General features: G+C 67.3%; 9 protein-coding genes. 1 reads left to right on the forward strand and 8 read right to left on the reverse strand.

Annotation, left to right across the window (positions count from 1 at the left end):
• Positions 1–8 precede the first annotated feature (8 nt).
• Complete coding sequence (locus V5740_RS06780; RefSeq protein ID WP_347304303.1) at positions 9–1,805, forward strand: IlvD/Edd family dehydratase; 1,797 nt, start codon at positions 9–11, stop codon at positions 1,803–1,805.
• Between the two features lie 64 nt (positions 1,806–1,869).
• On the opposite strand, the gene V5740_RS06785 is transcribed toward V5740_RS06780, so the two are convergent.
• The 8 genes from V5740_RS06785 to V5740_RS06820 all read right to left on the reverse strand — a co-directional run bounded on the left by V5740_RS06785 (position 1,870) and on the right by V5740_RS06820 (position 15,299).
• Positions 1,870–3,699: a response regulator gene (locus V5740_RS06785; RefSeq protein ID WP_347304304.1), complete on the reverse strand. Its 1,830-nt coding sequence runs from the start codon at positions 3,697–3,699 to the stop codon at positions 1,870–1,872.
• Entirely contained in the window at positions 3,696–4,577 is an 882-nt protein-coding gene (locus V5740_RS06790; RefSeq protein WP_347304305.1) for a CheR family methyltransferase, read from the reverse strand. Before V5740_RS06790 ends, V5740_RS06785 begins: the two co-directional genes overlap by 4 nt.
• Positions 4,562–7,582 carry a response regulator gene (locus V5740_RS06795; protein ID WP_347304306.1) on the reverse strand — a complete coding sequence of 1,007 codons (3,021 nt, stop codon included), beginning with the start codon at positions 7,580–7,582 and terminating at the stop codon, positions 4,562–4,564. Before V5740_RS06795 ends, V5740_RS06790 begins: the two co-directional genes overlap by 16 nt.
• Before the next feature lie 212 nt (positions 7,583–7,794).
• Positions 7,795–9,888, reverse strand: coding sequence for a malate synthase G (locus tag V5740_RS06800; RefSeq protein ID WP_347304307.1), 2,094 nt, complete (start codon positions 9,886–9,888; stop codon positions 7,795–7,797).
• A 63-nt stretch (positions 9,889–9,951) separates the two neighbouring features.
• The gene (locus V5740_RS06805; RefSeq protein WP_347304308.1) at positions 9,952–11,145 is read right to left on the reverse strand and encodes a class I SAM-dependent RNA methyltransferase; all 1,194 of its coding nucleotides are present in this window, start codon (positions 11,143–11,145) and stop codon (positions 9,952–9,954) included.
• On the reverse strand, positions 11,136–12,515 hold the full coding sequence (locus V5740_RS06810) for an NAD(P)H-hydrate dehydratase (RefSeq protein ID WP_347304309.1): 1,380 nt from the start codon (positions 12,513–12,515) through the stop codon (positions 11,136–11,138). The genes V5740_RS06805 and V5740_RS06810 overlap by 10 nt, the downstream gene beginning before the upstream one ends.
• Positions 12,516–12,520: 5 nt before the next feature.
• Positions 12,521–14,380: a dihydroxy-acid dehydratase gene (gene ilvD, locus V5740_RS06815; protein WP_347304310.1), complete on the reverse strand. Its 1,860-nt coding sequence runs from the start codon at positions 14,378–14,380 to the stop codon at positions 12,521–12,523.
• A gap of 106 nt (positions 14,381–14,486) precedes the next feature.
• Positions 14,487–15,299 carry a 4-(cytidine 5'-diphospho)-2-C-methyl-D-erythritol kinase gene (locus V5740_RS06820; RefSeq protein WP_347304311.1) on the reverse strand — a complete coding sequence of 271 codons (813 nt, stop codon included), beginning with the start codon at positions 15,297–15,299 and terminating at the stop codon, positions 14,487–14,489.
• Positions 15,300–15,330: the final 31 nt, after the last annotated feature.

Here is a 15,330-nt window from a genome sequence, read left to right on the forward strand (position 1 = left end):
CCCGCCCAATGCTAGACAAGACAACGCGCCAGCTCCGCTCGCGCGCCTGGTTCCACAATTCCGACAATGTCGACATGACGGCGCTCTATCTGGAGCGTTACCTGAACTACGGCCTATCGCTGGAAGAGCTGCGGTCGGGCAAGCCGATCATCGGGATCGCCCAGACCGGCAGCGATCTCAGCCCCTGCAATCGACACCACCTGGTGCTGGCCGAACGCATCCGCGAGGGCATCCGCGAGGCGGGCGGGATTGCGATGGAGTTCCCGGTCCATCCGATCCAGGAAACTGGCAAGCGCCCGACCGCCGGGCTGGACCGGAACCTGGCATATATAGGCCTGGTGGAGGTGCTGTACGGCTATCCGCTCGACGGCGTGGTCCTGACCACCGGCTGCGACAAGACTACGCCTGCCTGTCTGATGGCGGCAGGCACGGTGAATATCCCCGCAATTTCCCTGTCCGTTGGCCCTATGCTGAACGGCAATTACAAGGGCCAGCGGACCGGGTCGGGCACGATCGTGTGGAAGGCGCGCGAACTGCTCGCCACGGGCGAGATCGACGAGGTCGGCTTTATCCGCCTGGTCGCCTCCTCCGCACCGTCGACCGGCTTCTGCAACACGATGGGCACCGCCAGCACGATGAACTCGCTGGCGGAGGCGCTGGGCATGTCGCTCCCCGGCTCCGCCGCGATTCCGGCGCCCTATCGTGACCGCCAGGAATCCGCCTACCTTACCGGCAAGCGCATCGTGGAGATGGTGGCGGAAGACCTGAAGCCATCCGACATCATGACGCGCGAGGCGTTCCTGAACGCTATCGTCGTCAACTCGGCGATCGGCGGTTCGACCAACGCGCCGATCCACCTTGCTGCCATCGCCCGCCATGTCGGCGTGGAGCTGCCGATCGACGATTGGCAGGAGCATGGCCATAAGGTGCCGCTGCTGGTTAACCTGCAGCCTGCCGGCGAGTATCTGGGCGAGGATTACTATCGCGCAGGCGGCGTTCCCGCCGTTGTCGCGCAACTGATGGGCCAAGGTCTGATCCACGAAGGTGCTATGACCGTGAACGGCCGCACCATGGGCGACAATTGCCGTGGCGCCGTGATCGAGGACGAGGACGTGATCCGTCCCTTCGACCGCCCGCTGAAGGAGGAGGCCGGCTTCATGGTCCTGCACGGCAACCTGTTCGATTCCGCGCTGATGAAGACCAGCGTGATCTCGCCCGAGTTCCGTGAGCGCTACCTATCCGATCCGACCGATCCGGAGGCGTTCGAAGGGCCGGTAGTCGTGTTCGACGGGCCGGAGGATTACCACCACCGAATCGACGATCCCGATACCGGCATTGATGCCAGCACTATCCTGGTGATCCGCGGCGCCGGGCCCGTGGGCTATCCCGGAGCGGCGGAAGTGGTTAACATGCGTCCGCCCGCCCATCTCATCAAGGAAGGCGTCCACGCACTGCCGTGCCTGGGTGACGGGCGCCAGTCGGGCACCAGCGGCAGCCCGTCGATCCTGAACGCCAGCCCTGAGGCCGCCGCCGGCGGCACGCTGGCAGTGCTGCGGACGGGCGACCGGGTGCGCATCGACCTGAAGCAAGGCCGCACGGACGTGCTGCTGTCTGCAGATGAACTGTCGGAACGCCACGCCGCGCTGCAGGCTGCGGGCGGCTATGCCTATCCTGCATCGCAGACGCCGTGGCAGGCGATTCAGCGCCAAAGCGTGGGCCAGCTCGAAACCGGCGCGATCTTGGAGGGTACCGAGCGGTTCCAGCGGGTCGCCGAAACCTTTGGCATCCCGCGCGACAGCCACTGACATGGCCGCCCTCACCGCTGCGGCGGGGAGGGCGGATCCTTTCGGGTAATTGCCCAGCGAAAGCTCAGGCAGTCACCTCTGCCTCCACCCCGTTCAGCAGGGCCAGCGTTCGCCGCAGGTCAGCCGGGGTGAACGGCTTGCTCAGGATCGGCCGGTCATGGAACGTGGCCGGGAACTGATCCAGGCTGTAGCCGGTGACGAAGGCGAAAGGCGTGCCCCGTTCTACCAGCGCCTCTGCCACCGCAATCACCGGCTCGCCGTTCAGATTGCCGTCCAACAGGACCGCCGCCAGCGGTTCGGCCGCGATCATGGCCAAAGCCTGATCGCAGGACGTGGCGGGGCCAACGGTGACAAAGCCCTGCTCCTCCAGCTCCAGCGCCAGTTCCATGGCGACGAGCGGCTCGTCCTCTACGATCAGAATGTGGCTGCCCGGACCGATCGCGCCTACGGGCTGCAGGGCGGCGGCGATCGCTGCGCAACCTGTCGGCACATGCGGTTCCACTTCGCCGGTAGCTTGCGTCAACGCCTCCATCGGCAGAGCGATGTGCCAGGTAAGGCCGTCTTGTCGCACCTCCACGTCGGCCTTGCCACCGGACGGGCGCAGGCTGCCGGTAATCAGTTCGAAGCCGAAGCCGCGCCGGTCCAGTGCCTCAATCATCGGGCCACCGCTTTCGTGCCAGCGGAACTGCAGCGTGCCAGCAAGCACCTCGCAAATGACCTCCACCTGCCCACTGCTACCCGACAGGGCACCATATTTGTGGGCGTTGGTCGCCAATTCATGCAGCACCAGGGCGAAACGCAGCGCGGTTTCCGGCGGCAGATGGATGTCCGGCCCACTCAGCCTCAGCCGATCGTCAGGCACGGTGCCTATAGCCAGTTGATCCGAGATCAGGCGGTGCAGGCTGGCGCTGCTCCAAGTTGTCGCACTCAGCAGTGCGTGCGCACGGGCGAGCGATTGCAACCGCCCGGTAAAATTGGCCTCGAACTGCTCGAGCGATCGGGCGCGCTTCAGGCTCAGTCCCGCCATCGCCTGCACCGTGGCCAGCGTGTTCTTGACCCGGTGGTTCAGTTCGCCGACCAGCAGACGCTGCGTCTCCTGCGCGCGGTGCCGCTCCGTTACGTCCTGCACCTGCAGCATCAGCGTACGCGCCGGGCCAGCCTGCCCGCTCAGGGAGGAGCAGTACCATTCCCCTTCCCGTACATTGCCATCGGCATGGGCGAAGCGATGGCATTGCATTTCCCGCCGGTCCCCGACCGCCAGCAGATCGGCCATGGCGGACAGGAAGCCTTCGCGCATGTCGGGCAACAGAAAAGGCGCGTCGGCAATGCGCGTGCCCAGCATGGTGCGCGCTTCCAGCCCGAATAGCCGCCGAGCGCCTTCGGCCCAGGTGATGATCCGTCCATCCGCGTTCAACTCGATCACCGCGAGCGGCGAATTATTGCCATGCGCCCGTAGTCGACCCAGCGCTGCGCCGAGTTCATCACGCTGTCGCGCGAGTTCATGGCGTTGGCGGGCCAGTTCCACGAACACCGCCACCTTGCTGCGCAGAATGGTAAGGTCGAGCGGCTTCAGCAGGTAGTCGACCCCGCCGGCCTCGAATCCCTGGAACCGGCGGCGTTCGTCAGTGGCAACGGCGGTCAGGAAGATGATCGGGATGCCGCGCGTCCGCTCCGTCCCGCGCATCAACTCGGCTAGCTCGAACCCATCCATCTCCGGCATCTGCACGTCGAGCAGCGCCAGCGCGAAATCGCCGTGCAGCAGTTGCTCCAGCGCCTCGATCGCACCGCCCGCGCGCACCAGTTCCACGCCGGGCAAATCCAGCGCCGCCTCCAGCGCGGTCAGATTGGCGGCAACGTCGTCCACCGCCAGGATGCGGATCGGTTCTGGCGTCATGCAATCACATCCCTTGGCGGCACGCTGGCCGGCTCCAGCGCAGTGCGCCGGAAAATCTTGTCGTCGCGAGCGAAGTCGCTGAAGAGCGCCGCGCGGGAGGAGAGGTGCAGCGTCTCTTTCGCCCCCAGTCCCAGAAAACCGCCGCGCCCAAGCGACCGGGCGAACAGGTCCAGCGCCCGGTCCTGCAGGGCGCGGTCGAAATAGATCAGCACGTTCCGGCTGGAAATCAGCTGCACTTCCGAAAAGACTTCGTCGCTCGCCAGATTGTGGTCGGCGAATACCGCCCGGCGGCGCAGCGTCGGGTCGAAGCGCGCGGATCCCGTCCCGGCGGTATAGTAGTCGGCCAGCGACCCCTTGCCGCCGGCCGCCTGATAGTTCGCGGAAAAGCCGGCGAGCCGGTCGGTGGCGAAAATGCCCGCTTCTGCCCGCGCCAGCGCCGCCCGGCTGATGTCGGTGCAATAGAACAGCGTCCTGTCCTCCAGACCCTCTTCCCGAAACAGGATGGCCAGGGAATAGAACTCCTCCCCATTGGCAACGCCGGCGATCCACACCTTCAGCGACGGCCAGGTGCGCAGATGCGGCACGACATCGCGCCGCAGCGCCGCGAAGTAGGTCGGGTCACGGAACATCTCGCTGACCTGAATGGTCAGGAACGACAGCAGCGCGGTAAAGACGGACGGATCGTGCAGCACTCGGTCCTGCAACTGCGACAGGCTGGACAATCCAAAATGCGCGCAGGCCCGGTCCACCCGTCGCTCCAGCGACTGACGGGCATAAGATCGGAAATCATACTGGTAATGGCGCCAGATCGCCTCGACCAGCAGGTCGAGCTCGATCGCCCGCAGCCGATCGCCGGTGTCCATCAGCGCGGCATCCATACCCGCACCAGGCTCAGCAACTTGTCCACGTCCAACGGCTTGGCAAGATAATCGTTGGCACCTGCTTCCAGACAGTCCGCCTGGTCACGCTCCATCGCCTTGGCCGTCAACGCGATGATCGGCAGGCTCTGCCAGTGCGGCTGCGCGCGAATGTGGCGCATGGCGGTGAGGCCATCCATTTCCGGCATCATGATGTCCATCAGGACCAGATCGACCGGCATGGCGCCCTCACCCCGCGCCTTGTCCAATGCTTCGATCGCCTCCCGGCCGTTGCGTGCCACACGCAGACGCACGCCGTGCGGCTCCAGAATCCCGGTCAAGGCGTAGATGTTGCGGACATCGTCCTCCACCACCAGCACCTGCCGCCCTTCCAGCATGGCGTCGCGCGCCATCGCCCGTTCCAGCATCTGCTGCTGCTCGCCCGGCAGGTCGGCGACGACCTGGTGCAGGAACAGCGTCACCTCGTCCAGCAGCCGTTCCGGCGACTTCACCCCCTTGACGATGATCGACTTGGAATAGCGGCGCAGCGCCAGCTCTTCCTCACCGCTGAGGTCGCGTCCGGTATAGACGATCACCGGCGGGAAGCTGAACGCCTCGTCATTGCTCAGCTTCTCCAGCAGCTGCAGGCCCGACATGTCCGGCAGGTTGAGGTCCATCACCATGCAGTCGAAGGTCTGCTCGGCCACCAGCCGCAGGCATTCGGCGGCGTCGTGCGCCTCGACTGTTTCGACGTCCCGGCTGGCAAGCAGGTGGCGAATGCTCTGCGCCTGCGTGGCATCGTCCTCCACCACCAGCACGCGGCGCAGGCGCTGCTCCATCCGCGCTTCCAGGCCTTCCAGCATCTCCACCAAGGAGTCGCGGCTGACCGGCTTGAACAGGTAGCCGACCGCACCGCTGGCCAGTGCCGCCTGCATATCATCGTCGACCGACACGACATGGACCGGGATGTGCCGCGTGCGCACGTCGCGCTTGATTCGGTCCAGCACCGACAGGCCGGTATGATCGGGCAGGTTCATGTCCAGGATCACCGCGTGCGGCACATATTGCCGCGCCAGCAGCGTGCCTTCGTCCGCGGTCCCCGCGACCAAGCACTGGAAGCCGAGTTCCTGCACCAGATCCCGCAGGATGCGGGCGAAGACCGGATCATCCTCCACCACCAGGATCAGCCGCTTGCTGCCGGCCAGTACCCCGCGGTCGTCCTCAACCTGCTCGACGGCGGCAGGCCCGGGCTGCGGCATGATCCGCTGCGGGCCTGCGCTGCGGCTGACGAGCGGGCGCGCCGGCTCCACCGCGCCGCTGGCGCTGAACCGTTCCGGCAGTTCCAGGGTGAACGCGCTGCCCTGCCCCGGCGTGCTGTCCAGCAATATCTCGCCTCCCAGCAGCCGCGCCAGTTCCCGGCTGATCGACAGGCCGAGCCCGGTTCCGCCGAAGCGGCGACTAATACTGCCGTCGGCCTGTCGGAACGCCTCGAAGATCACCTCCTGCTGCTCGGCCGCGATGCCCGGCCCGGTGTCGCGCACGGTCAGCGCCACGTGTCCAGGCGCCCGGCCCGCGCCAATCGTCAGGCCAACGGAACCTTCCGCCGTGAACTTCACCGCGTTGGACAGGAAGTTACGCAGGATCTGCTCCAGACGTTGCGGGTCCGTCTCCAGCTGCCGAGGGGCGCCGGGCGCCATCGTGACGTCGAACCGCAGGCCCTTGTCCGCTGCCGCCACGCCGAACACGCCACGCAGCTTCTCCGCCGTGGAGGCAAGGTCGACGGCGCGCGGCTGCAGGTCGATCCGCCCCGCCTCGATCTTGGAGATGTCGAGAATGTCATTGATCAGGGCCAGCAGGTCATTACCCGATCCCTCGATCGTCTCGGCGAAACGTACCTGTTCCGCCGTCAGGTTGCCGCCGCGATTGTCCGCCAACAGCCGCGCCATGATCAGCAGGGAATTCAGCGGCGTACGCAGCTCATGGCTCATATTGGCCAGGAACTCGCTCTTGTACCGGCTCGCCTGCGCCAGCTCGCCTGCCTGATTTTGCAAAGAAGCCTGCGCACGCGCCAGTTCGTCACGCTGCGCCTCCAGCGACTGGGTCTGCTCCTCCAGTTGGGCGTTGTTGCGCTCCAGCTCCGCTTGCTGATCTTCCAGCTGTGCCTGGCTGGTCATCAGCTGCCGCGCCTGCGCGTCCAGTTCCTCGTTGGTGGCGCGCAGTTCCTCGCCCTGCGCCTGCAGCTCGCTTGCCTGTGCCTGCGTCTCGGCCAGCAGGTCTTGCAGGCGCATGCGGTAAAGCGCCGACCGGAACGCCACCGCCAGCTGCCCGGAGATTAGGTCAAGGAACTCGGTGACCTCCGCCAGTTTCGCTGGAGTATCATGGACGAAGCCTAGCTCGACGACGCCGTTGGCTAGGCCGTCGGCCGCACTCACCGCCACGACCATGCTGCGCGGCTCCGCCTGACCGAGCGCGGTGCCGAAGGTGAGATAGCCGACCGGTACGGGTGTCAGCACATGACTGCGACCCTCTCGGACAGCATCCGCCAGCAGGCCATCATCCGCACCGATCTGGTCCGGTATGGCCGCACCGGCGGGCACCCCATAGGTGGCCGCGCGTCGAAACTGCTCGCCATCGCGCAGATACAGCGCGCCGACCTGCGCCCCCTTGCGTTCCACCAGAAAGCGCAGGGCACGTTCCGCCGTTTCGTTCGGGGTCAGCTCTCCGCCAAGTGCGCGGGCCAGCAGTGCTTCACCCTCTCGGAGGCGCTGCTGCCGGCGGTTCTGCATGCGATAGCCGACAAAGAGGAAGCCGATCGCTGCCAGCAGCAGGTTGGTGGCGGTGGCAAGGCCGCGATTGATCAGCGCAACCTCCGCATCGATGCCTGCCGGGGCATAGGCGAAACCGATCACCATCAGAACGGTGGCCATCCCCGCCACGATCACCGGTGCCCAGCGACGCTGCACCGTATAGGCGAGCACTGTGGGGACCAGATACAGCACCCATACGGCTGTACCCAGCGGCAGCATCAGATCAGCGAAGAAGGTTCCTGCCAGAAACAGCAACAGCCCGGCATAGGGCAGCGGGCCCGTATCAAAGCCTGTTCTTGCCGGCATTCAAGCACTCGTAATGCGGGAATTACTTCGGCATCGAGTGCCGCGCCCCCGTCATGATCGCAGCATGCCTTCGATAATGCGCGCCCTAACGCGCGCGCGCGTCATATGGTTCCCGCCCTTGGGCGTCACATTTCCTCCTTAACGAAACGCCGCCAGCGGTGCAGCACCGGCTCCGTATACCCGTTCGGCAGCGCTGCACCGTCAAACACCAGTTCCGCGGCCGCCGCCAGTGCCGGATGCGCCATGCCTATGTCCGCCATCGGACGGTAGGTGGGGTCCGCGGCATTCTGCGCGTCTACCTTCGCCGCCATGCGCAGCAGTGCACTTTCGATCTCGCCCCGGCTGACCACCCCGTGCAGCAGCCAGTTGGCGAGATGCTGCGCGCTGATGCGCAGCGTAGCACGATCTTCCATCAGGCCGACATCATGGATGTCTGGCACCTTGGAACAGCCGATCCCCGCGTCCACCCAGCGCACGACGTAGCCCAGCAGGCTCTGGCAATTGCCGTCCAGTTCCTCCGCAATCTCCGCCGCCGACCAGTGGACGACCGGCTGCGACGGGATCTCGAGCAGCGTCGCCAGTTCGGGCGCAGACGGCAGTTCCGCACGCGCGTGGGTCACATCGATCGCATGGTAGTGCAGCGCGTGCAGCATCGCGGCACTTGGCGACGGCACCCATGCCGTGCTGGCACCAGCCAGCAATTGCGCGCCCTTCTCCCGCACCATGGCCGACATCCGGTCGGGCGCGGCCCACATGCCCTTGCCGATCTGCGCCTGACCTGCCAGCCCGCAGGAAAGCCCGACCGCGACGTTGCGACGTTCGTAGGCTTCCAGCCAGGCCGTGCCCTTCATCGCCCCCTTACGGACCACCGGGCCGGCCTGCATCGCGGTATGGATCTCGTCCCCGGTCCGGTCCAGGAAGCCGGTATTGATGAAGCACAACCGATGGCGGAGCGCGTGGATGCAGCACGCCAGGTTCACGCTGGTCCGCCGCTCCTCGTCCATCAATCCCAGCCGGATCGTACGCGGAGGCAGATGAAGCAACTCCTCGACGGTCGCCATCAGCCGATCGACGAAGCGGCATTCCGCGGGGCCGTGCAGCTTCGGCTTGACGATGTAGATGGCGCCGGCCGCACTGTTACGCCACCGGGTCAGGCCGCGCACGTCCAATGCACCGATTGCTGCGGTAATCACGGCGTCCAGCATTCCTTCGAATACCTCGGCGCCGTCGGGCAGCAGCATGGCGTCGCTGGTCATCAGCAGGCCGGTATTGCGCACGAACAGCAGGCTGCGCCCTTTCAGCGCGGCCGGGCGGCCGTCCAATCCCGTATAAGGCAAATCGCCGGCCAGTCGCCGGTAATGCCGCTCGTGCCCTTTCTCGAAGCTCGTCGTCAGGTCACCGCGCAGTACGCCCAGCCAGTTGCGATAGGCTGAGAGCTTGTCGGATGCATCGACCGCAGCAACGGAATCTTCCAGATCCACGATGGTGGTCAGCGCGGCTTCGACCCTGATGTCGGCAATACCGGCGCGATCGTCGCGGCCGATCGGGTCGGCGCGGTCCATCACCACCTCCACATGCAGGCCCCTGTGGCGGAGAAGAAGGCCCTGTTCCGTCGTGCCGACCATCTGCGCAGGGTCGGAGAGGCGGATTGCATCCACATCGGGCAGATCGACCCAGCTGCCCGTCGCCAGCGGCACAGCCTCATCCAGGAACGCGCGCCCGGCCGCAATCACCCGTGCGCCCCGCCCCGGCTCGTAGCCGTCGCCCAGCGGCAGGTCGCCGAGCGCGTCGGTGCCGTACCATGCATCATACAGGCTGCCCCAACGGGCATTCGCGGCATTGAGCAGGTACCGGGCGTTCAGCACCGGGACCACCAGCTGCGGCGCAGGCGTCACGATCTCCGGATCGATCGGCGCCGCATCGATGACGAAGGGCGCAGGGTCCGGTTGAAGATAGCCGATCGACGCAAGCATCGCATAGTAGGCGATCGCATCATGCGGCTGGCCGCGGCGTGTGATATGCCAGTCGTCGATTGCCCGCTGCAGCTGTGCCCGTTCCGCCAGCAAGGCGCGGTTCTCCGGCGTGAACTGTGCCAGCAATCCAGCGAAGCCGTGCCAGAAGCCGTCGTTTGCAAGGCCCAGCGGTGCCAGCACCTCGGCCTCCAGCCATTCCGCCAATGCCGCATCGACCCGCAGCCCGGCCCGCTCGACCCGCGCCATCCACCTGCTCCCGCCTGTTGTTCTGCCGGCAACGTAGCGTGAATTCAGGCAGCGCTGAACACCTCAGTCGCGCACGAACAGGCTGGCCAGCTCGACATGGGTGGACCAGCGGAACTGCCCCACCGGCCGCAGCTCCGCCAGACGCCAGCCGGCTTGCACCAGCACCGCCGCATCCTTCGCCCAGCTTGCAGGGTTGCAGCTGACATATACGATGCGTGCCACTCCGCTTGCCGCCAGCTGCACCACTTGCTCGCGCGCGCCGGCGCGTGGCGGATCAAGCAGCACGGCATCGAACCGTGCAAGCTCCTCTGCCCGCAGGGAGTTGCGGAACAGGTCGCGATGCACCGCCTCCACGGGCAGGCGGGCGCGGCCGGCGGCCGTGCGGCAGGCGAGATGCGCATCCCGTGCCGCCTCCACCGCCATCGTCCGTACGCCATCCGCCGCCAACGCCAGCGCAAATGTGCCGAGCCCGGCGAACAGGTCCGCGACCTGCGTAGACCCGCGCAGCCACTCGCGCGCAGCGGAGACCAGCGCCGCCTCGCCATCGGTCGTCGCTTGCAGGAAGCTGCCGGACGGATACGGCACGGGCATCCCGCCCAGCGTGACAGTCACCGGCTGCGGCTCCCGGAAGGTTTCGGGCCCATAACCCTGGTCCAGCGTCAGGCGCGCCAGCGCAAGCTCCTCGGCGAAGGCGATCAGCGCCTCCGTCTGTTCCAGCCCTTCGATCGGCAGGCCCTTGATCGTGCAATCGACGCCCTGGTCGGTCAGGGCCAGCGTGATGTCCGCCGCGTGCCGACCGCGGCGGCTCGCCAGCATGCGCCGCAGCGGGGCCACGGCGGCGAACAGGTCGGGCGCCAGCACGTGACACTCGCGCATGTCGACGATGCGGTGCGATCCGGCTTCCCGGAATCCGACGGAACCGCCGCCGGCATGCAGCGTCGCCCGGCGGCGGCTGCGTGGCGGGCTGAGATGTGCCAGGGCAGTCGTGGCCGGTGCCAATGTTTGCGCCGGCAGGGTTACCCGGTCGCTGACGAAGCCGGCCAGCGCCGCTTCGTCCAGATGCTGCAATTGGCAGCCGCCGCAGCGGCCGAAATGGCGGCAGGGTGGCTGCGCGCGGTGCGGCCCGGGCTGGACGGTGCCGTCCGCCAGCACCACGTCACCCGGCGCCGTCAGCGGCAGGTGACGCCCGTCTTCGGTCACACCGTCACCCTTGGCGGCGACGCGGACGATCGTGCTGGTGGACCCGGTCACCGGCATGCCCGCCAGGTCGCGGGCAACGCGGCGATCAGATCATTGGGCACCAGCACCGGGCCCGCGATCCGCGCCGCCTCCCCATGCAGCCAGACCGCATTTTCGGCGGCTCTCATCGGTTGTTTCCCGGCGGCGAACTGGCTGGCGACGACGCCCGCCAGCACGTCGCCCGTACCCGCGATCGACAGCCATGACGATGCAGCGGGCGTGAACACCAGCGCGCCGTCTGGCCCCGCCACCAGCGTGTCCGGTCCCTTGGCGATGACCACGCCATCCAGCGCCGCTGCCAGCGCCGTCGCCTGCGCCACCTTCCCCTCTGCTGCCACGCCGAAGGCCTTGCACACGGCAGCCAACTCGCCCGCATGAGGGGTGACGATCAGCGGCGCGCTACGCCGGTGCAGCCGTTCCGGCGTCAGCAGGTGCAAAGCATCGGCATCAATCACCAGCGGCACGCCGCTTGCCAGCGCTACATCAAGCCGCGCGTCGGCGGCGGCATCTCGGCCCAGCCCCGGCCCGATCAACGCCGCATGGATCCGGGGGTCATCCAGCGCATCGGTGAGCGGTCGGGCATCCACCACCAGATCATCGGGCGCGCCGTCCGGCCGCTCCGCCACCAGCAGCTTGACGTAGCCGGCTCCACCCCGCATCGCTGCCCGTGCCGCCAGCAGGCCGGCGCCCGGCATCGCTCCGCCGACCACCGCCAGCAAACCACGATCGTACTTGTGCGAGTTCCGCGGCGGCGCCTGAAGGTTTGGCCGCTGGAGCAAGCGCCCGGCACCCGCCACTTGGTCGATGCCGATCGAAACCAGCCGCCGCTCCCCCATTAGGTCGCACGTATCCATCAGCCAATGAGCCGGCTTCCATGCGCCCAGCGCCAGCGTCACATCATACCGGGCCAGGCTGCGGCCGAAAAGGTCGCCAGTGTCGCAGTCCACGCCGCTCGGCAGGTCTACAGCTACGCATCTGCTGTGAGATCCCGCCAGGTGCGCCAGCAATCGGGCAAGATCGTCGGAGAGAGGCCGCGACAGCCCGGTGCCGAACAGGCAGTCCACCAGCACGTCGCCCTCGGCCTGCGCCACCGGCTCCCCGCCCCACCGCGCCCGCGCCGCCTTGGCCGCGTCCGATGCGGGGGCGAGCGGCGCGACGACGCTGACCGGCACACCTCGTTCCGCCAGGATCCGCGCGATGACGTAACCGTCGCCACCATTGTTGCCCGGCCCGCACAGCACAGTGACCGCCCGCCCGGCACAGATGCGCCAGACCCATTCCGCGGCGCCGGCGCCGGCCCGCTCCATCAGCGCATCCACGCTGTCGCCATCCGCGATCAGCGCCGCTTCCGCCGCGCGCATCTGCGCGGCGGTCAGAACCTGGGACAAGATGATCAGCCGCCCCGCTTCAACTGCGAGATGTCGCGCACCGCGCCACGCGCCGCGCTGGTGGTCATCGCCGCATAGGCCTGCAAGGCGACAGAGACCTTGCGCGGCCGCGCCTGCGCGGGAGCCCACGCGGCATCACCCTTTGCCGCCATGGCGGCCCGCCGATGGGCAAGCTCTTCGTCGGTCACCTGCAGGTTGATGGTGCGGTTTGGGATATCGATGGCGATAGTGTCGCCATCCTGCACCAGCGCGATGGCACCGCCCGCTGCCGCCTCCGGGCTGACATGCCCGATGGAAAGACCGCTGGTGCCGCCGGAGAAGCGCCCATCGGTCACGAGCGCGCAGGCCGCGCCCAGTCCCTTCGATTTGAGATAGCTGGTCGGGTACAGCATTTCCTGCATGCCAGGCCCGCCCTTCGGGCCTTCGTAGCGGATCACTACCACATCACCTGCCACAACCTGATCGGTCAAAATGGCGGCAACCGCCGCATCCTGCGATTCGAACACGCGCGCCGGGCCGGTGAACGTCAGGATGCTCTCGTCCACGCCGGCCGTCTTCACGATGCACCCGTCCAGCGCCATGTTGCCGTACAGCACGGCAAGGCCGCCATCCTGGCTGAACGCATGCTCGGCATCGCGGATCACGCCGTTGGTGCGGTCGAGGTCCAGGCTTTCCCACCGCCGGCTCTGGCTGAAGGCGGTCTGCGTCGGCACGCCGCCGGGTGCGGCGGCGTAGAATTCATGCACCCGGTTGTTGCGCGTGCGGCCAATGTCCCAATCATCCAGCGCGTCGGCCATGGTCGGGCTATGCACCGTCGGCAGCGCGGTGTTGAGCAGGTCCGCCTTCTCCAGCTCCCCCAAGATGGCCATGATCCCGCCTGCCCGGTGGACGTCCTCCATGTGGACGTCGTTCTTCGCCGGGGCGACCTTGGACAGGCACGGCACCTGCCGGCTCAGCCGGTCGATGTCGCGCATGGTGAAATCGACCCCCGCCTCGTGAGCGGCGGCCAACAGGTGCAGCACGGTGTTGGTCGATCCGCCCATCGCAATGTCGAGGCTGATTGCGTTCTCGAACGCGGCGAAGGTGGCGATGGAGCGGGGCAGGACGCTCTCGTCCTCCTCCTCGTAATAGCGGCGCGCCAGCGTCACGATCAGCCGCCCGGCCCGCTCGAACAATTGCTTGCGGTCGGCATGGGTCGCCAGCGTCGATCCATTGCCCGGCAGCGACAGACCCAGCGCCTCCGTCAGGCAGTTCATCGAATTGGCGGTGAACATGCCGCTGCACGATCCGCAGGTCGGGCACGCGCTGCGCTCGATAGCGGCGACTTCCTCGTCGCTCATCCGGTCATCGGCGGCCGCGACCATGGCGTCCACCAGGTCCAGCGCGACCTCCTTGCCGTTCAGCACCACCTTGCCCGCTTCCATCGGACCGCCACTGACGAACACGACGGGGATATTGATGCGCAGCGCCGCGTTCAGCATGCCGGGCGTGATCTTGTCGCAATTGCTAATGCACACCATCGCGTCGGCGCAATGGGCGTTGACCATGTACTCGACGCTGTCGGCGATCAGATCGCGGCTGGGCAGGCTGTAGAGCATGCCGTCATGGCCCATGGCGATACCATCATCGACGGCGATGGTGTTGAATTCCTTAGCGACGCCGCCCGCCGCCTCGATCTCGCGCGCGACCAGCTGGCCCAGGTCCTTCAGGTGGACGTGGCCCGGCACGAACTGGGTGAAGCTGTTGACGACGGCGATGATCGGCTTGCCGAAATCCTCGTCCTTCATGCCGGTCGCCCGCCACAGGCCGCGCGCGCCCGCCATGTTGCGACCGTGGGTGGTGGTGCGGGAGCGATAGGCGGGCATGGGCACTTCCAGACAGACAAGCGGATGGTGGATCGGTTTTGCCGCTACACCATTGTGCCCCGCGCTTGAAGCCGCGCAAAACTTTGCAGGCGTGAAGCCGCGGTGGTCAGCGCAGCCTGCCCACCAACTGCCACCAGCCGGGCTGTTCAGCGGCGATCGCGGCAGCGGCCGCATCGCGCGCGGCTGCCTCGGCATAAAGGGCGAAGCAGGTCGCGCCTGATCCGCTCATCCGTACCAGCCACGCGCCCGTGCGTTCCAGTGCAGCCAGCACGTCGGCGATCGTGGGGCACAGCGTGATGGCTGGCGCTTCCAGATCGTTACGGCCATCCCGCGCGATCAGCGATGGCGGCCCGTCGGGCATGGGCCCGCGATCCTGCCCGTCCCAGGCCTGGAACACCGGGCCGGTCGCCAGCGGCAGGCGCGGGTTCACCAGCAGCACGGGCGTGCCGGTCAGGTCACTTGCCACCGGCTCCAGTTCCGTCCCGGTGCCGCGTCCGATGCAGGTGACGCTTTCGACGCAGGCGGGCACATCCGCGCCCAGCCGGGCAGCGCGCCGGTGCCAATCATCCGGCAAGCCGGCGCTGTCCCGCACGGCGCGAAACAGCGCGCCCGCATCGGCCGACCCCCCACCAAGGCCGGCAGCAACCGGCAGGCTCTTCTCCAGCGTGACCGCCAGCCCCCCGCTGCGCGGCAGGGTGCCCAGCGCCCGCGTCACGATATTGGCAAACGGATCATCCAGTGCGTCGGCGAACTCCCCCACAGTTACCACGCTGTCCTGCGCCGCGGCACGCATCGTCAGCCGGTCGCCGGCGTCAACGAAGGCGAACAGCGTCTCCAGTTCGTGATAGCCATCCTGCCGCCGCCGGCGCACATGCAGCGCCAGGTTGATCTTGGCATAGGCGGTCTCGGTCATGCTCATGCCCGACCTCATAGCGCGGCGGGCCTGCCGC

It is taken from the genome of Croceibacterium sp. TMG7-5b_MA50 (assembly GCF_039830145.1).
Classification (GTDB): Bacteria; Pseudomonadota; Alphaproteobacteria; order Sphingomonadales; family Sphingomonadaceae; genus Croceibacterium.